This window comes from Cohnella phaseoli (genome assembly GCF_003386235.1).
GTDB classification, from domain to species: Bacteria; Bacillota; Bacilli; order Paenibacillales; family Paenibacillaceae; genus Cohnella; species Cohnella phaseoli.
In genome coordinates this window covers 1-17,217 of the sequence record NZ_QRDZ01000056.1, presented here as the reverse complement: position 1 = coordinate 17,217, position 17,217 = coordinate 1, and the positions used below count along the sequence as shown (strand labels likewise).

The 17,217-nt window shown below is 55.1% G+C and carries 15 protein-coding genes; 12 read left to right on the top strand and 3 right to left on the bottom strand.

Annotated features, from left to right (window positions below):
* Positions 1-22 precede the first annotated feature (22 nt).
* The 3 genes from DFP98_RS37385 to DFP98_RS37375 all read right to left on the bottom strand — a co-directional run bounded on the left by DFP98_RS37385 (position 23) and on the right by DFP98_RS37375 (position 4,315).
* Positions 23-940, bottom strand: coding sequence for a carbohydrate ABC transporter permease (locus tag DFP98_RS37385; RefSeq protein ID WP_116065739.1), 918 nt, complete (start codon positions 938-940; stop codon positions 23-25).
* A complete protein-coding gene (locus tag DFP98_RS37380) occupies positions 934-1,806 on the bottom strand; it encodes an ABC transporter permease (RefSeq protein ID WP_116065753.1) in 873 nt (290 codons plus the stop codon). The genes DFP98_RS37385 and DFP98_RS37380 overlap by 7 nt, the downstream gene beginning before the upstream one ends.
* 202 nt (positions 1,807-2,008) lie before the next feature.
* Positions 2,009-4,315, bottom strand: coding sequence for a helix-turn-helix domain-containing protein (locus DFP98_RS37375; RefSeq protein ID WP_116065738.1), 2,307 nt, complete (start codon positions 4,313-4,315; stop codon positions 2,009-2,011).
* 203 nt (positions 4,316-4,518) lie between these two features.
* Between DFP98_RS37375 and DFP98_RS37370 the strand changes: the two genes are divergently transcribed.
* The 12 genes from DFP98_RS37370 to DFP98_RS37315 all read left to right on the top strand — a co-directional run.
* Positions 4,519-6,057: a spore germination protein gene (locus DFP98_RS37370; protein ID WP_116065737.1), complete on the top strand. Its 1,539-nt coding sequence runs from the start codon at positions 4,519-4,521 to the stop codon at positions 6,055-6,057.
* On the top strand, positions 6,054-7,169 hold the full coding sequence (locus DFP98_RS37365; protein ID WP_116065736.1) for a GerAB/ArcD/ProY family transporter: 1,116 nt from the start codon (positions 6,054-6,056) through the stop codon (positions 7,167-7,169). The genes DFP98_RS37370 and DFP98_RS37365 overlap by 4 nt, the downstream gene beginning before the upstream one ends.
* A complete protein-coding gene (locus tag DFP98_RS37360) occupies positions 7,153-8,313 on the top strand; it encodes a Ger(x)C family spore germination protein (RefSeq protein WP_181918180.1) in 1,161 nt (386 codons plus the stop codon). The genes DFP98_RS37365 and DFP98_RS37360 overlap by 17 nt, the downstream gene beginning before the upstream one ends.
* Before the next feature lie 2 nt (positions 8,314-8,315).
* On the top strand, positions 8,316-8,504 hold the full coding sequence (locus DFP98_RS37355; protein ID WP_116065734.1) for a hypothetical protein: 189 nt from the start codon (positions 8,316-8,318) through the stop codon (positions 8,502-8,504).
* A 276-nt stretch (positions 8,505-8,780) separates the two neighbouring features.
* Positions 8,781-9,791, top strand: coding sequence for a LacI family DNA-binding transcriptional regulator (locus tag DFP98_RS37350; protein ID WP_246017148.1), 1,011 nt, complete (start codon positions 8,781-8,783; stop codon positions 9,789-9,791).
* Between the two features lie 4 nt (positions 9,792-9,795).
* Positions 9,796-10,167: a sensory rhodopsin transducer gene (locus tag DFP98_RS37345; protein ID WP_220377227.1), complete on the top strand. Its 372-nt coding sequence runs from the start codon at positions 9,796-9,798 to the stop codon at positions 10,165-10,167.
* 98 nt (positions 10,168-10,265) lie between these two features.
* Positions 10,266-11,312, top strand: coding sequence for a sugar ABC transporter substrate-binding protein (locus DFP98_RS37340; protein WP_116065731.1), 1,047 nt, complete (start codon positions 10,266-10,268; stop codon positions 11,310-11,312).
* 75 nt (positions 11,313-11,387) lie between these two features.
* Positions 11,388-13,499 (top strand): glycoside hydrolase family 20 zincin-like fold domain-containing protein, encoded by a 2,112-nt coding sequence (locus tag DFP98_RS37335; RefSeq protein ID WP_116065730.1) that lies wholly within the window; start codon positions 11,388-11,390, stop codon positions 13,497-13,499.
* A 16-nt stretch (positions 13,500-13,515) separates the two neighbouring features.
* The gene (locus tag DFP98_RS37330; RefSeq protein ID WP_116065729.1) at positions 13,516-14,427 is read left to right on the top strand and encodes a polysaccharide deacetylase family protein; all 912 of its coding nucleotides are present in this window, start codon (positions 13,516-13,518) and stop codon (positions 14,425-14,427) included.
* Positions 14,427-15,926: a sugar ABC transporter ATP-binding protein gene (locus DFP98_RS37325; protein WP_116065728.1), complete on the top strand. Its 1,500-nt coding sequence runs from the start codon at positions 14,427-14,429 to the stop codon at positions 15,924-15,926. Before DFP98_RS37330 ends, DFP98_RS37325 begins: the two co-directional genes overlap by 1 nt.
* A 2-nt stretch (positions 15,927-15,928) precedes the next feature.
* On the top strand, positions 15,929-16,903 hold the full coding sequence (locus DFP98_RS37320) for an ABC transporter permease (RefSeq protein ID WP_181918179.1): 975 nt from the start codon (positions 15,929-15,931) through the stop codon (positions 16,901-16,903).
* A gap of 15 nt (positions 16,904-16,918) precedes the next feature.
* Positions 16,919-17,217, top strand: a 299-nt coding sequence (locus DFP98_RS37315) for an aminopeptidase P family N-terminal domain-containing protein (protein ID WP_181918178.1), incomplete at its 3' end; no start/stop codon positions are given.

Sequence of the window (17,217 nt, the reverse complement as noted above, 5' to 3'; positions counted from 1 at the left end):
TCCCGAGTGATTGCGATTTAATTTAGCCCTTTATCGAACCGATCATGACGCCTTTTACAAAAAACTTCTGAACAAACGGATAGACGAGCATGAGCGGGACGGACGAGATGACGATAAGCGAGTATTTGAGCAGCTCGCGCAAGCCTTGGCGGGCCGCCGCCGATTTCACGTCTCCCAGCATGTCGATCCGGACTTCGTTTTGTACGAGAATATCTCTAAGAATGAGTTGAAGCGGATACAATTGCGGGTTTTTCAAGTAGATCATGGCGTTAAAATATTGATTCCAATGGCCGACAGCGTAGAATAGCGCGATGACGGCGATAATCGGTCCCGACAGCGGGACGACGATCTTCAGCAGGAAACGGAAATCGTTGCAGCCGTCGATCTGGGACGCTTCAAGCAGCTCGCCCGGAATCGTCGTCTGGAAGTAGGTTCTCATAATGATGACATTCCATACAGACAGAGCGGTCGGGATGAGCATCGCCCAGACGGTATCGATCATGCTCAGATCTTTAACGACGAAGTAGGTTGGAATCAGCCCGCCGTTAAACATCATCGTGAACACGAACAGCAGCATGAACTTGTTCCGTCCCCGGAAGTCCTTACGGGACAGCGGGTAGGCGGCGAGCACCGTCATAACGACGTTAACGAATGTTCCCGCGAGCGTATAGAAGAACGTGTTCTGGAAGCCGGTCAGAATATTTTTGTTTTTGAACACGGCTTTATAGCCTTCAAGAGACGGTTCCACCGGCCATAACCATACTTTGCCCGACAGGACGGCGTAGCTGGAGCTGAAGGAAGCGCTTACGACGTAGACCAAAGGATACAGCACAACGATAAGCACGATCGTCAGCAGAATGTAGTTCGCGACATTAAAGGCACGGTCTCCGCCCGATTCCCGGATCGCGGCTCGATCGGAGGCTTTCATTCCTCTTACCATAGGCTTTCTTGCCCCACTTTCTTGGCCGTTTGATTCACGACGATGAGCAGCACGAAGCCGATCACGGCTTTGAACAGGCCGATAGCGGTGGCATACGAGAAGTTAAGCGCTTGCGAAACGAGGCCGATTTTGTACACGTACGTATCGATAACCTCTGAGGCCCGCAAATTCAACGCGTTTTGCATCAGCAAAATTTTCTCGAAGCCGGTCTCCATAATCTGACCCGTGTTCAAGATAAGCAGAATGACGGCAATCGGCATAATGCCCGGCAGGTCGATATGGCGCATGCGCTGGATTTTGCTCGCGCCGTCCATGACGGCCGCCTCGTGAAGCGAAGGATCGATTCCGGCCAATGCCGCCAAATAGATAATGCAGGCGAAGCCGACGTTCTGCCAGACGTGGGACCAAACATAGATCGATTGAAACATGCCCGCTTGCCCCATGAAATTGATCGGATCAACGCCGAACCAGCCCAGGAGCGAGTTGACAATGCCGGTCCGAGGGTCGAGAAACTGGAATAGCAAACCGACCACGACAACCAATGAGATGAAATAAGGCGCGTAGGTAACCATTTGTACGGTTTTTTTGAACCGCTCGTTTTTGACGTAATTCAATCCCAACGCCAACAGAATCGGAAAAGGAAAGCTGGCAATGAGAGTGTAGACGCTGATGGACAGCGTATTTCTGAGCAATCTCCAAAATTCGTAGGAATTAAAGAAACGCTCGAAATGGTCGAAGCCGACCCATGGACTTCCGAACATGCCTTTGGTGACAGTGAATTGCTTAAACGCGATAACGTTTCCAAACATCGGTACGTATTTGAATACGATGATGTAAAGAAGCGGTAGAGCGAACAGCGCATACAGTTGCCAGCCTTTCCTTACATCGGTCAATGTTTTCAGTTGCCATCCCCCTCGGCTTAAGACTTGGTGTTGCCGGCCGGTGATTCGAAGTATAGAGGGGGGAGGGGCTAACCGTAAAGCTGACAAAATCAAGGATTATGCACGAATTTAGATTGGCTTGTAAGCGCTTTTATTCCGTATTCATAGACTATTCAATTGTTTAGAATCAGCCGCGGGAATTACGGCGGAACTCCGTGGCGCTAAGGCCGTTGGACCTTTTGAAGGCGCGGCTGAACGAGTTGAGGGAGTAGTAACCGACCCAGGCGGAGATTTCGCTGACGGGCATGTCGCTCTCGACCAGCATTCGCTTGGCATGGCCCATGCGCACGTTCTCCAAGTAGTCGGAGAAATTCACGCCGGTCTGTTCTTTGAAAAAGTAAGAAATGTACGCTTCCGATGTGTTGAAGCGATCGGCCAAGGTAGTTAGGCTCAAGTCGGTCTGCATATAGTGTTCGTCGAGATAGCGGATCAAGTCGACTTTAAGCTGATTGTTATGGCTCTTCTTCCGGTCGTGCTGGCCGCGGCAGAGATGCAGGAAGGCGTCCGACAACTGGCCGAACGCCAGCTTAGCCGCACGTCCGGCTTCCGGGGCGAGCAGCGCCGTATGAATCATCTCGTGCTGTCGATCCGCCTCCGTTCCGGCCTGCTCGAGGCACTTCAGGAGCGTGCCGGTCATTTCATTCACGAGAATTTTGCCGATGGCGGCCGGCAAATTCGGCTGATCGAGATTGTTCTCGCGAATTTGGCCGAGCAGCGCCTCGGTTTCCGATACGCTGCCCGATTTGACGAGATTAATGAGCCGTTGCTCCACGTCCGGCGGGTAATAGTAAGCCGGCAGCGTAGTCGGGCTGATCTCGTCGTCCTGCGCGACGATCGTGCGCTCCTCGGACCAGCTGGCTCGCTGCAGCAGCAGACGGGCTTCCTCGTATGAGCGGCTGATCTCGGTCATCTCCAGGTAACAACCGCCGACTGCCGCGTAGGTTTGCACGTTTAAAGCGGCGGCTATGCGGTTTTGGAGCTCCTTGAGCATGCGCCGGATTTCATCGAGAAAAGCTTCAGGGGAATCCGAGTCGTCGTTGAACAACAGGCCGATCTGGTTTTCGCCGAGATCGTGAGTCGAGATCGTTCGGCCGAAGCTTTTGACGATAATATCCCGAATGGCGATCTTGCGAAAGTCCAGCTCGGTGAGCATCGCTTCGTTATACGTGCCGTCATAGCCGGAGATGACGAGAATGCCGACGGAGAAGCGGCCGCCCTCCCAGGCTTGCCGGGAATGCTCCATGGCGACGGCGATGTCTTTGTTGGACAAGTAGTGGCCCCGAAGCAGCCGATCGTAAAAGCCGCTGCGAATGAGCGGAACCTGCTGTTCCATCTTCTCGGACAGAAAATCGTTGCTGTGGACCAGGCTGACGACGGAGGTACGGATCTGATCCCAGGCGTTGCGCTGAGAGGCAGCTTCTCCGCCGCCGAAGCGCTGGCTGGGCAGAACGCGCAGCAGCATCCAGAGCGGTCGACTGTTGCGGTAAGAGAACAGCAGGGCGGCCAGCAGGCCGAAGCCGAGACCGAGCAGAATAATCGTCAGGATCAATTCTTTAAAATAGTGCACTTGCTGAAGCACATAGGATTCGGGCTGCGCCGATACGTACGTCCAGCCGTTGTAGCGGGACGTCGTCTTCGTGACCAGCATGCTGCTGCCCTCGATATTCAACTGGGAGAAGCCGTCTGGCAGATCCTTCACCCCGCCGATGTCGGCGTCCGAGCCGATGCGACTGATAATGTCCCCTTTGGCGTCGGCGATAAAGGCGAAGCCTCCGTTGCTCGAATCCAGCTTGTGGAGCAGGCTGCGGATTTGATTGTCGTCGATCAGCATCAGAACGACGCCGGGCCGGTCCCGGGTTCCGAACGACTGCATATAGGAGACGACGGAATGGAGCTTGCCCCGATAAACGGCGGGCTGGCCGGGCAGGAACGTTTTGCGGCCCGCGGATTCCGTGAGTCCGTCCGCCCATTCCTCATAGGTTTGCTCGGCGTATCGGAATTCCAGATCGTAAAATTGCCGCAGCGAATGGGAGCTGTCCGGAGAGACGACGGCTCCGCTGCGTGGATACGCGACGTAGTAATCCAAAATGAAATGATTAAACAAGGGATAGTCGAACAGAGCGGTACGGAGCTCCAGGATGCGAACCGGATTCGTGCCGTAGAACGGCTTGTCGACGTAGAGAAAGCTCAGCACCTTGGGGGAGCTGGACACCTGCTCGGCGATCGTCTCCAGCTCCTCGAACCGGCGATCCATAATTTCCTTTGTCTGCTGCATGACCGTATAAGCCGTTTCTTTGGAGTTATTTTCCACTAAAGTTGACGTTCTGTCGTAGGCGTATAGGGCAACGGCCAGAAATCCGACCAGCAGAATGCCGTAAGGAGCGAAGAAATGAATCCACACCTTCATGCTACCGCGCTGTTTCTCTGTATTCATGAATGAACTCCCCCTGATATTTGCGTCTCTCTCTGATCTGTCTTTGGGTGAAAGGGCTTTCTAAATGATAACAAATAACATGCGTCAGCGGTATTCGCGAGCGGCTGTATTTTTTTCCTGGGGGAGCGGAAATGGAAGGTTACGGTTAATGGAAAGACGATTGGACATAGTAAAAGGAAATGTGAACCAAGTGCTGGGAGGAGATGTTCTTGAGCGACAACGCAAGCGATGATCGACAGTCCTCATCCGCCGTCATTTCTCGGGATATGCAGGAAAATATCGGCTACATCCGCCGGCTGCTCGGCGATCCGTCCGATCTGCTGACTCGCATCGTGACGATCGGCGGGGGCAAGAGGAGCTGCGCTCTCGTCTTTCTCTCCGGCTTGTCCGACAAGGCGGTGATCGACGATCAAATCATTCGGCAAGTTTTGAAGGCGGGACGTTACGGGGAAGAGGCTCCGGAATTGGACGTATCCGAAGTGATCGGCGGGCTTCGGAACGAGACGATGTCGGTATCCCAAGTGATAGAGGCCGCGCTGTGGAGCGATATCGTCCAAGCGGTCCTTTACGGGGATACCGTTATGTTTCTAGAAGGCGCGGACGACGCCCTGATCATCGGCACTCAGAACTGGAAGGAACGGAGCGTCGAAGAGCCGCCTACGGAAGCTCTGGTCAGGGGTCCGCGGGAAGGCTTTACTGAGAAGGTGGAAACCAACGTCGGCCTGATTCGCCGCGGCATTCGCGATATCAATCTGCGTTTCGTCTCTTACACGATTGGAAGACGCTCGCGCAAAACGCTTATTTTGACCTATATTCAGGGGATTATTCATCCCAGCATCGTAGAGGAAGCGCAAAGAAGGCTGGAGTCGATCGATATCGACGACGCGCCCGAATCGGGTTTTGTCGAGCAGTGGATTGAGGACAGCTTCCTGTCGCCGTTCCCGCAGCTGCTCCATACGGAGCGGCCGGACAAGGTCAGGGCGGCTCTGCTGCAGGGCAAAGCGGCGATTATGCTGGAAGGGACGCCGTTCGCTCTCATACTGCCGACGACCTTCGTGGCGCTTATCCAATCTCCGGAGGATTATTACGAGCGCTGGCTGATCGGATCGCTGATTCGGCTTTTACGTTATGTTGCGGTATTTATCGCGCTTTTCTTCCCGGCTATTTATATTGCTCTCGTATCGTTCCATCAAGGGATGATCCCATTTAAGCTGGCGTTCTCGATTGCTGCGGCGCGGGAAGGCGTGCCTTTCCCGGCAGTCATCGAGGCGCTGTTGATGGAGGGGACGCTGGAGCTTCTGCGGGAGGCCGGCGTACGTCTGCCGAAGCCCATCGGTCAGACGATCGGCATCGTAGGCGGCCTCGTTATCGGAGAAGCGGCCGTTCAGGCCGGGGTTGTCAGTCCGATCATGGTGATCGTTGTCGCCGTCACGGCCATCTCCTCGTTCGCTATTCCGTCCTATAGCGCCGGAATTGCTTTTCGCATGCTGAGATTCGCGACGATGCTGGCTGCCGCCGTTCTGGGGCTGTTCGGCATCATTCTGGCTTTTATCGTGATCAGTATCCATCTCGTCAGGCTGAGAAGCTTCGGAATGCCTTATTCCTCGCCGTTCGCGCCGATATTCCTTAACGATTGGAGGGATCTGGTCGTCCGCTTCCCGGTGACTTTTTTAACGAAGAGACCCGAATTTATGCAGACCAAAAATATTAACCGGGCAAACAAGAGAGGAAAGAGGATATGAAATCATTCGAATACGGAGACCGGGAGATCGGGACGGCCGAGGTGACGTACGGAGTCAGCAACATGGTGATCGGCTTCGGCGTCCTGACGCTTCCGCGCTCGTTGGCCGAAATGACGGAATCCTCGGACGGTTGGATATCGCTCGTGCTTGGAGGGGCCGTGGCATTGGCATTTGGTTGGGTGATCGCTTCCCTGTGCATGCGGTTCCCGAAGATGGGGCTTAAAGATATGACGAAGGCGGTGACGAATCGAGCGACGGCTAACGTTGTCGTCGTGATGTTCGCCTGCTATACGTTTCTGTTCGTCGGCTACGAGACGAGGGGACTGGCTAACATCTCCAAGCAGTATCTGTTCGATCGGACGCCGGAGGAAGCGATCTGCCTGTTTTTTCTGTTCGTGCTGGCTTACGGGGTGGCGGGGCCGAGCTCGGCCTTGCTCCGTCTGAACCTGATTTTCTTGCCTCTTGTGTTATTGATCGTGCTCGGCGTCCTGGCGATGAATATTCCGTTTTTCAACATTCACAATCTTAAGCCTTTGTTCGTCACCGATTGGAAGGACCTTCTGAATGGAGGGAGAGGCACGGTGTTTTCCTTCCTGGGCTTCGAAATCTTTTTATTCTATAACGCATTGATCAACCGGCCGAAAACGATTAAAAAGGCGGTTCTCGGCGGCTTGACGGTTCCGCTCCTGACCTATCTGATCGTGTTCGTATTCGTGATCGGAATTTTCGGCTCCGAGGTGACGAAGAATACGCTGTATCCGACGGCCGAACTGGCGAAGCAGGTCGAAATTCCGGGAGGGTTCTTCGAGAGGTTCGAGTCCATCTTCTTTACGTTATGGGTCGTCACGCTGTTTAATACAGCGGCTATGGCCTTCGATGTGACGATTGTCGCCCTGAAGACCGTATTTCCCAAGCCGGAAAGAATGACGTATATCATCGCGCTGTGTCCGTTAATTTATCTTGTCGCTATGCAGCCCCAAGGCATAACGGAAATCGATGTGTTCGGGAAGTGGATCAGCTACGCCGGAATCGCGATCGGCTGGGTGCTCCCGGCGCTGTTGCTCGGGGCGGCGAAGCTGCGGAGGGTTGAAGGAAATGAGCGTGTTTCTTAGAAACGCATTGGCGTTGACGCTGCTGGCCCTGCTCGCCGGATGCTGGGATCGGGTGGAGATCGAAGACCGGGGCTTCGTGGTCGGCTCCGCGATCGACGAAGGGGAGAACGGCGCATACGAGCTGACGTTTCAATTCGTCGTTCCCAGCGCCATGCAGGGCAAGTCGGCGGGCGGGGGGCATCCGTCGGCTAAAGCTTTTCAGAATGTCACGGCCTCTGGAATGACGCTTTTTAAAGCTGCTCGCAAAATGTCCAACGAAACGAGCCGGCCTCCCTATCTGGAGCATAACAAAATTATTATCGTATCGGAAACGCTGGCTCGCTCCGGAAAGATTCAGGAGGTACTAGACCTGTTTGTCCGCGACCCGGAGATGAGGAGGGCGGCGAAGGTAATGATCTCGTCCGGCCAAGCGAAGAAGCTGCTGGAGATCAAACCGCCCATCGAGACGCTTCCCGTGCAATATATCAATTCAACCTCGGAAAATCCGGACAAAAGCGAGTCGATCGTACCCCCGGCTACAATGGGGCTCGTTCACCGTTTTCTGCTGGAGGATCATGGATTTGCCATTCCCGAAATTTCTCAACGAGACGATAAGGTGTCGCTGAGCGGCGCGGCCGTGTTCGGCAGCGACAAGAAGATGAAGGGATTTCTGGACGGCGAGGAAACCTCGGCCAAAAACTACTTCAGCGGCACGATCCGGGCGGGGGCGCTCGAGATCGAAATGGGAGGCGGACTCGTGCTGTTCGAGGTCAAAAGCGCGAGCAGAAAGATAAGCGCGAAGGTGTCCGATTCCAAGGCGCCGGAGTTTACGGTTAGCGTAAAAGTGGAAGGCAATATCGGAGAGTCGTATTCGGAGGTCGATCTGCTCGATCCCCAGGTTATACGGGAGGTCGAACATCGGGTGAACGACAAAATCCAAGCGCTTATGTACGATGTGCTGAACAAACTTCAGAAGCAATATAAGGCGGATGCGATCGGCCTGAGCGATTATTTGAACGAAAATCACTATCGCGCATGGCAAAAGATTAAGAACGACTGGGAAGGCGGAGAGCAGTTGTTCTCAAAGTGCCGCGTCCTTGTAAAGGTGAATACGAAAATGAGAATTATCGGCGCAATCGATCGGGTGCGGCCGAAGGGGGAATAGCGATGTATGCATTGATCAAGATGTTGTCCGACCGGGTGCCTACGGCGTCGGTGCTGGTCAATGCGGCGCTATCGGCCATTGTCCCTTGGATCGTGTATACAATTAACAGGGCGCTCCATCGGTACGGAGACCCTGCCTGGAAGCGCGGGGAGCAAACCGGTGAAAAGCGTAATGAACAGGGAACGGAATAGGAAGGGAGAATCTACGGCGAACAATTTGAGAGAACGTTTGCTCAATTTTTCCTTGGAAAGACGCAGAAAGTCGGCGTATGGTGGAAATTGGATAATAATTATTTTCGATTTGGGCCTTGAAAAGGGCGTTTTTTTAATGTAATATGTCGTTTGTAAACGCAATCATCATTAAGGACTATAAAAAGGGGTCAAAAAACCACAGTCGGCATGCCGATATTTTTTTGACAAAGTTGCGAGAACGTTCTCGCAAATGTTGGGGGATGAATAAAATTGACCGTGCAATTGAAGGACATTGCCAAGCGTCTCAACATTTCGATCTCGACCGTATCCAGAGTCATTAACGGAACGGGCAGAGTAAACAAGGACACCAAAGAGCTGATTCTCAAGACGATCAAAGAAATGGGCTACCAGCCGAATGAGGTCGCGCGCAGCTTGAAGCGCAAGAGCGCCAATACGATCGGCGTTATCGTGCCGGACATCTCCAATAGCTTCTATGCAAGCGTCATCAAAGGCGTGGAGAAGGTGGCGAGAGAGAACGAGCACTCCGTCATCGTCTGCAACAGCGACGAGGACATCCAGAAGGAGGAGGAGTACGTTCAGCTCTTGCTGCAGAAGCAGGTGACGGGACTCGTCATTGCTACTGTAGGGGGAGATCCGCAGCTGTTCGAGCAATACAAGCGATCCGGCATTCCGTTTGTTTTCTTCGATAACCTGCCGAATACGCAGGAGAATTTCGACGTCGTGACGATCGACAACTTGAAGGCCGGCTATGAGCTGGCGAAGCATCTTGTCGAGCAAGGGCACGAGAAGCTGGCGATTCTGACCGGCCCGCAGCACCAGTCCTCGGCGGCCGAGCGTCTGCAGGGGTTCCGGAAATGCTTGGAGGAGAACGGGCTGTCGGTTCGGGACGAATGGATCGGCGTAGGAGAATTCCGCAAGGAGAGCGGCTACAAAATCATGAGCGAATGGTTGAAGCAGGATGAGCTGCCGACGGCGATTTTCGCCGCGAACGATTTTCTGCTCTACGGTGCGATCAAAGCGATTTTGGAGAAGGGGCTGGGCGTTCCTCACGATATTGCGGCCGTATGCTTCGACGCCAACGACGAGACGGGCTTGATCCGGCCGCAGATTACTTCGGTCGTTCAGCCAGCGGATATGATCGGCTCGATCGCGGGAGAGATCATTATGAGGAAAGAGAAAAACAAAAACATGCCGGTGTTCGAGAAGATCGTGCTCGAGCCCAAGCTGATCATCAATGAGTCAAGCCAAAAACGTATCGGGGGATGACGACATGAACGACAACAAGGGGAAAAGGCAATGGGTATTTCCCGATTGCGAGCTGCCGCCGCCCGGCGAGCATCCGCTGGAAGGCCACGAATCGATCATCGTGTTAAACATGAACGACGACAAGGCGACCGTGAGGTTTACCTTGTACTTCTCCGACCAGGAGCCTGTGGAAGGGCTTGAGGCAGAGATTGAAGGCCAGCGGGTGCGCTGCTTCCGGCTGGATCATCCGGAGGATCTCGGCGGGTACGTCGTGCCGAAGGAGACACAGTATGCGGTCAAGCTGGTGAGCGACGTCCCTGTCGTGGTCCAGTACGGAAGACTGGATACCCGTCAGACGAATATGGCGTTTTACACCACGATGGGGCTAAGCGTCTGATCCTGCGAATGCCCGCTATGTTTTTGCTTTCGAATCGGCATTAGGGGCCTGCGGGTTTATCCGCGGTCTGCAACAACATATATAAGGAGGCAATAAGTATGACAAAGGGTTGGGTTAAGTCATTCTCCGCAGTATTGGCGCTTACGCTTGTGTTGGTTGGCTGTTCGAATTCCGGCAAGAACAACAATGGGACGGGAGGGGCGGCGAGCGGCAGTCCTTTGGCAGCGGGCGATCAGACGGTTATCGGCGGCGCGATCATGAATCTCGGCTGGCCTTGGTATCAGGGCGCGATCGACGGAATGAACAATTACGCCGCGAAGTCGGGCAAAAACTTAAAGCTGCAATTCGAAGACGGCAAGTTCGACATCAATACGCAGATCACTCAATTGGAAAATATGGCGCAGCTAGGGGCCAAAGGCATCGTCGTATTCCCGGTCGACGGCAAAGCGATCATTCCGACGATGGTCAAGCTGCATGAGCAGGGCGTGAAAATCGTCGTAGGCGACTACCCGCAATCGCCGGATAACCCGGAAGATGCAGTATGGGAAACGTTCGTCGGACACGACTTCAAGGAGATGGGCAAAGCCGCGGGCGAGGTTGCGGTTAATTATTTGAAAACTCTGAATAAAGAAGATCCGACCGTCGTCTATTTATCCGTTCCGGCCTCCGGCCAAGCGTCCGTCGATCGCTTCGAAGGGTTTTCCAGTGTGATCAAGGAAGCGTTCCCAAATGCAAAGGTCATCGAAGAGGGAGACCCTAAAGGAGATCGCAACTCGGCGCAGACGCTGTTCGAGAACGTGCTTCAACGGAACAAATCGGTCGACGTTGTCAGCGGTCACAACGATGCGCTCGTTCTCGGCGCTTACAATGCGGCCGTCAGCACGAACCGCGACAAGGAAGTGAAGTTTATCGGATTGGCCGGCGACAAGGAAGTGCTGCAGTATATCCAGGACGGCAATCCGGCGTGGATCGGCGAAGTGCTTCAGGATCCGGTCGTATTGGGAGAGGTTGCGCTTGAAGCGCTGCTAGCCTCGCTCGACGGCAAGGATCTTGGCGAGACGACGCCGCTGCCGAAGCCCGAGACGATTACACCGGACAACATTAACGATTACGACTGGAAAAGTTGGTCCTGGCTGGGCAATTAAGCGACGCGGGAGGGGGCGGCGCATGCGGCCCCTTCCCTTGACCGGAAACCACGAGATGAAGAGGAGGAAACAGCGATGTGCGCAATGCTGCTGCCGGAGCCGAAAAAGGCGGTTTTCGGAGAAGGAACGACCGGCCGGTTTGTCGGCTTGAATCTCATCACGACGAAAATCGCGTCGCCAAGCTTCGATGCGAAGGAAATCGCGGAGATGAAGCTGTGGAATTATCAAGACCTTGCGGTGCGGGTCAATGAAGCCGATTCGCTTCTTATCGATATCGAGCTGAGCGACGCGCTTCCCGCAGCCGACGGGCAGATCGATCGGCCGGAGCTGTACGAAAAGCAAGGCTTTAGCCTGCGCGTCGGATCAAGCGGCGTCGAGATCGCTTTTGCCCATCGGGACGGCTATGTGAACGTGTTGTCCACGCTGAAGCAGCTGTTGGCCAAGCACGACGAGGGAGGCTACACGCTGCAGGAGGCCGACATTCTCGACTGGCCGTCCATCGAGAGGCGGTCCGTTTCCAACACGTTTGCCTGGTATGCCGGCTACGGCCGAATCGGCTTCGATATGCAGCTATGGGGCTACGACGAATGGATCGAGTACTTGAACATTTGCTCCGACCTCAAAATCAATCAATTTAATATGTGCATGTACGGCTACTGGCCTTTCCAGTTCGACGAATATCCGGAAACGATGCTCCAAGGCTACAAAATGAAAGTATGGAACGAAGAAAGCCGCAATTGGATCGAGATCGCTTATACGCACCCGAACATTTCCGACGAGTTTCTATCGCGTCTGTTCGCTTACGGCCACAAGCTCGGCATCGATTTCTTCGCTTATATCGGCCTGAACAGCTACAACGGCGGGTATCCGAGCATCTACAAAGACAAGCGCATGGTATTGCCCAAAGACGGAAAATTCGTAAACGATTTCGATACATTGTGTCTGAGCAGGCCGGAAAATATCGCTTATCTGAAAGCGGCCGTCCGGCGCGTCGTCCAGCTTGGCTTCGACGGCATCGACTTCGAGGAGAGCGAAGAGTCCTACTGGTTCTGCAATTGCGATGCCTGCGCGGAGACGTTTATGAAGAACCGGACTCCTGCGGAGGCGAAGCATAAGGCCAACTTCTGGCTGCTGAACACGCTCTACACGGAGATCAAGGACGAGAATCCGGACTGCGTTGTCGGCGTGCGCGCTTGGCGCGAGCCACCGCTTGAGAAGGATCTGGCGTATTTGGAGGACTGCAAGCGCAGCATCCCGGAGGACATCGTTCTATTCTGGGCGCCGGGGCTGTACGTCTCGGACGACGAGTTCCCGAAATGGGTCGACGTATTCGGCAAGGAACGGATCTGGGCCCGGGATACGGAGGCGAACGCGGTCGCATCGACGATGGGACGGCTGATGCGCATTTTCAAGACCAACGTGATCCGCGCCGACGAGGAGACGAATCACCAGTATATCGAGAAAGACATCGATATGCATATCGATTCCGTCAAACACGGCGTCAAGGGCATTAACGGCTACATGTTCGAATGGTACGGCTACTTCCTGAACCTGTATTCTCATGCCTATTACGGATGGGGCTCGACAAAGGATCACGAAACGTTCTACCGCTATTCCGTGGAGGCGGTGTTCGGCGCAGAGCTGGCCAACGATATTTTGTACGTACTGCGCAGAATGTTGACGATTCACGAGAGCCAGTTCAATATTTTCCCAACGGAGTTCCCTTTCCTGCGCAACAAGGTGAAGGCTGAGGATATCCCGGTCATTCAGGAAGCGATTAAAGAGTGGCCGGAGCTCGGGGCGAGAATCCGGCGGATCAAGGAAGCGATTCGCGGCGACGAGCGGCTTAAGGTGTACGTCAAGCACTTCGACAAGATCGAAAATTCGCACGAACGCAATCGCGTCATCTACGATCTGGCGCTGGCTTCGATCTCCTACGATCTTGCGGTAACCCCCGAGGATAAGCGGACCTTCCTGCGGGAGATGGATCGGCTGAACGAGCTGGATTTCGATCTGGTGAAAAGAATGTACTTCGACGTCAATCCGGTCGACGAGACGGGGATGCCTTCGTGCATGTACCCGTACCATGAGCTGAAGAGAGTCATCCATAACGAGCTGGACCCGGACAACCGGAACGACAGACAAATTTTCCTGGGCGTCGAGGCGTTTGGCTGGCTGTGGCTATAGGAAGGGGAGCAAACGTATGAAAGACGGCATTCACGTAGTTTTCGGCTTCGATATGGAGACGGACGTCGGCAGCTTCACGCCGTATTACGACGGGGTGAAGAACGCAACCGGACCGCTCGTCGAGCTGTTCGACAAGAAAGGCATTAAAGGAACCTTCTATTATACGGGGGATGCGGCGCGCCGCAATCCCCAAAGCGTTGAACTCGTCAAGCTGAGCGGCAACGAGGTTGGCTGCCACTCGCTGTTCCACGAGACGGTCGGCGACGAGCTGTTCCCGATCCCGGGCGTCGTGCCGCTGCTGCCGGAGGAGGTGCCGCTGCGCATCGAGAAAGCGACGGAATGGGTGCAGCAAGTGCTTGGGCATCAGCCGGTTTCGTTCCGCGCGCCTCGGCTGTGGGGTTCGACGGCGCTGCTGAACTCGCTGGAGAGGCTGAACTACGTGTCGGACGCGTCCTATCCGATGTATTTCTACCGGGAGCGTTTTGTGCCTTACCATCCGAGCAGGAGCGACTGGACGAAGGAAGGCGATATGAACATCGTCGAGATTCCGAATTTCGCCGACATGGTGATGAAGAGCAACGATCCGGGGTTGGAGCGGGACCGCGACCAGTGGCCGCTGTTCCGGACGCAGAGCGCGGACGAACTGATGAAGCGCATCGACGGATTCGTGAAGTTTCTGCGGGAGCGCAACCTGCCCGTCGTCCTCTGCTTCTACTTTCATCCGTGGGAGTTCATTCCGATCCAGGAGAGCTACCACTATGGCGAAGCGACGGTGACGCCGGACCGGTTCCTGACGCTTGGCTGCGGCGAGAAGGCAATGAGCGAGTTCTCGATTTTGATCGATAGATTAAAGGATATGGGCTCGACGTTCCATCGCGCGGACGATTTCGCCGCCCTGTGGAGCCGTGCCGGGAAGGCGGGGGTTTAATGGGCGGACCGGCGGAACAACCGATTATTGAGCTGCGCGACGTCTCCAAATCGTTTCCCGGCGTTCGCGCTCTGGATCACGTCTCGTTCAGCCTGCGTCCCGGCGAATGCCGCGCGCTTGTCGGGGAGAACGGCGCGGGCAAGTCGACTTTGGCGAAAATCATCATCGGCCATTACACGCCCTCCGAGGGGGCTGTATACGTGGGCGGGACGAACGTCACCGAGAAGAGCGGCTACAACGTCCGCAGCTCTCAGGCGATGGGAATCGCCGTCGTCCATCAGGAGCTGCAGCTCATTCCCGAGATGAACGGGCTGGAAAATCTGTTCATTGGCAGCTACGCGAAGAGGTTCGGGCTGGTCGACCGTAAGGCGATGATGCGCAAAGCCGCCGAGATTATGGATTTTCTCGGGTCGAGCGTTGATCTGACGGTGCCGATCAAGGAGCTGCGCATGGCGGAGAAGCAGATCATTCAGCTCGCCAAGGCGGTATCCATGCAGGCGAAAATGATCATTATGGACGAGTTGACGGCCGTGCTGCAGGAGAAGGAGATCGAAAATATTTACCGCATCATCCGCGTGCTGAAGCAGCGGGGCATGGGCATCATCTATATCTCGCATCGGCTGGATGAGATTTTCGAGGTATGCGACACCTATACGGTGCTGTGCGACGGTCGGATGATTCATTCCGGCGAGGTGGCGGACGTGGATAAGGACCGGCTGATCGAGATGATTATCGGCCGGGAGATGACGCAGATATTTCCGCCTCTTAACGATAAGTTCGGAGCGCCGGTGCTGGAGCTGAAAGGGTTTAGCGCGGGCAAGGCTTTCCGCAACATCGACTTGACGGTGCGGGCCGGCGAGGTCGTCGGCATCGCCGGACTGGTCGGCGCGGGCAAGACGGAGCTGCTGAACGCGATTTTCGGCAATTACAGGACGACGGGCGGAGAAATGTATTGGAAGGGCGAGAAGGTGAATTTCCGCAAGCCGTCCGCCGCCATCCGCAAGGGAATCGGCCTTGTGCCCGACGAGCGCAAGCAGCTCGGGCTCGTGATGAATTTCAACGTCGTGCACAATATTACGCTCCCCTCTCTCAAGCGCTTTAAGAAAGGGACGATGCAGCACAAGCAGGAGCGGGAGCAGGCGAATCAGGTCGCGCAGCTGATGCGCGTCAAGGCGACGCCCCAGCAGTCGGTCGTTAAGCTCAGCGGGGGCAACCAGCAGAAGATCGTCATCTCCAAATGGGTGCTGGCGGATTCGGAGCTGTTCCTCTTCGACGAGCCGACCCGAGGCATCGACGTAGGGGCAAAGGCGGAAATCTACAAGCTGGTCGGCGAGCTGACCGCGAAGGGCAAGTCCGTTATTATCGTGTCGCCGGAGCTGGAGGAGCTGATCGGAACGTGCCATCGCATCTACGTTATGTTCGAGGGCGAGTTCCAGACCTGCGTATCCGGCGAGCAGAAAACGCAAAGCCATATCATTAGCAAGCTGCTGGGGGTGTGACCGTGGAAGCGACAAGCAATCAGCGGAGGAGTCTCGTGCCGGGCGCGGCGTTCTCCTCCTTCTTTAAAGAGTGGGCCATTCTGTTTATCTTCGTAGGGCTGTTCGCGGCCTGCGCCATCTTCGTGGACGGATTTTTCGACGGCAACAACATTTTGAACATCGTCCGTCAAATCTCGTTTCTCGCCATTATCGCCCTGGGACAATTTTTCGTCATCCTGATCGGCGGCATCGATATGTCGGCTTCCTCGTCGATCGGCTTTACGAGCGTTCTGCTGGCCGGACTCGTGCATTGGGAGAACGTGCCGATCGCGCTGGCCATCGTCCTCGTTCTGCTGGCTTCCATCGCTGTCGGGTTCGTGAACGGCCTGATGGCGGTATACGGGAAAATTCCGGCCTTTATCGCCACTCTGGTCACGATGATCGTGCTCAAGGGCGTGAACTACTTGTACAGCAACAGCATTCCGATCTCCGGTCTTCCGGCAGGCTTCAAAAATCTCGGAGCCGGCCATATCGGGCCGATTCCGACGCCAATCGTCATTCTGGCGGTCATCGCGATCGCCTGCTACGTGTTCACGATGCATACCGCAACGGGCAGAAGCATCTATGCCGTCGGGGGCAACGAAGAAGCCAGCCGTCTGTCGGGCATCAACACGAACAAAATCAAGATGATCGCCTTCATTCTGGGCAGCTTCCTGACGGCGATCGGCGCGATTCTAATTACATCGAGAACGATGGCCGGCCAACCTACGATCGGGGAAAATATGCTGTTCGACGTCATTACGGTCGTCGTGCTTGGCGGAACGTCTCTGTCGGGCGGCCGGGGTAAAGTGGTCGGAGTCGTCATTGCGGCGCTGATCCTCGGAATTATCGATAACGCGATGGTGCTTCTGGGCATCGGATCTTACTGGCAATGGATCATTAAAGGGCTTATTCTTGCGGCCGTCGTTCTGATTGACGCCAAAACTAAAAAAGACTAAGGGAGATTATGCGCTATGACAGCAAGAGTATATATACCGGACCACGAGTACAAGGAAAGAATCCAGAGAGCGGCCAAGCTTGCGGCAGACAAAGGGCTGGATATTCTGATCGTCAACTCCAACGAAGCGGACTATGCGAACGCACGCTACTTTAGCGGCTTCTGGCCGCTGTTCGAACGCGCGGGCGTAGCGATCACGCCTGCAGGCGATGCGGCGCTTATGGTCGGACCGGAGAGCTCGGTGTATGCGCGCGACTTCGGCAAAATCGACAAGCAGTTCACGCTGATGGAGTATCGCGAATCCGCCAACCCGAG

Coding starts and splice junctions, on each gene's coding strand:
- DFP98_RS37385 (WP_116065739.1), bottom strand. CDS start 940: ATGGTAAGAGGAATGAAAGCCTCCGATCGAGCCGCGATCCGGGAATCG.
- DFP98_RS37375 (WP_116065738.1), bottom strand. CDS start 4,315: ATGAATACAGAGAAACAGCGCGGTAGCATGAAGGTGTGGATTCATTTC.
- DFP98_RS37370 (WP_116065737.1), top strand. CDS start 4,519: ATGTTCTTGAGCGACAACGCAAGCGATGATCGACAGTCCTCATCCGCC.
- DFP98_RS37365 (WP_116065736.1), top strand. CDS start 6,054: ATGAAATCATTCGAATACGGAGACCGGGAGATCGGGACGGCCGAGGTG.
- DFP98_RS37360 (WP_181918180.1), top strand. CDS start 7,153: ATGAGCGTGTTTCTTAGAAACGCATTGGCGTTGACGCTGCTGGCCCTG.
- DFP98_RS37355 (WP_116065734.1), top strand. CDS start 8,316: ATGTATGCATTGATCAAGATGTTGTCCGACCGGGTGCCTACGGCGTCG.
- DFP98_RS37345 (WP_220377227.1), top strand. CDS start 9,796: ATGAACGACAACAAGGGGAAAAGGCAATGGGTATTTCCCGATTGCGAG.
- DFP98_RS37340 (WP_116065731.1), top strand. CDS start 10,266: ATGACAAAGGGTTGGGTTAAGTCATTCTCCGCAGTATTGGCGCTTACG.
- DFP98_RS37335 (WP_116065730.1), top strand. CDS start 11,388: ATGTGCGCAATGCTGCTGCCGGAGCCGAAAAAGGCGGTTTTCGGAGAA.
- DFP98_RS37330 (WP_116065729.1), top strand. CDS start 13,516: ATGAAAGACGGCATTCACGTAGTTTTCGGCTTCGATATGGAGACGGAC.
- DFP98_RS37325 (WP_116065728.1), top strand. CDS start 14,427: ATGGGCGGACCGGCGGAACAACCGATTATTGAGCTGCGCGACGTCTCC.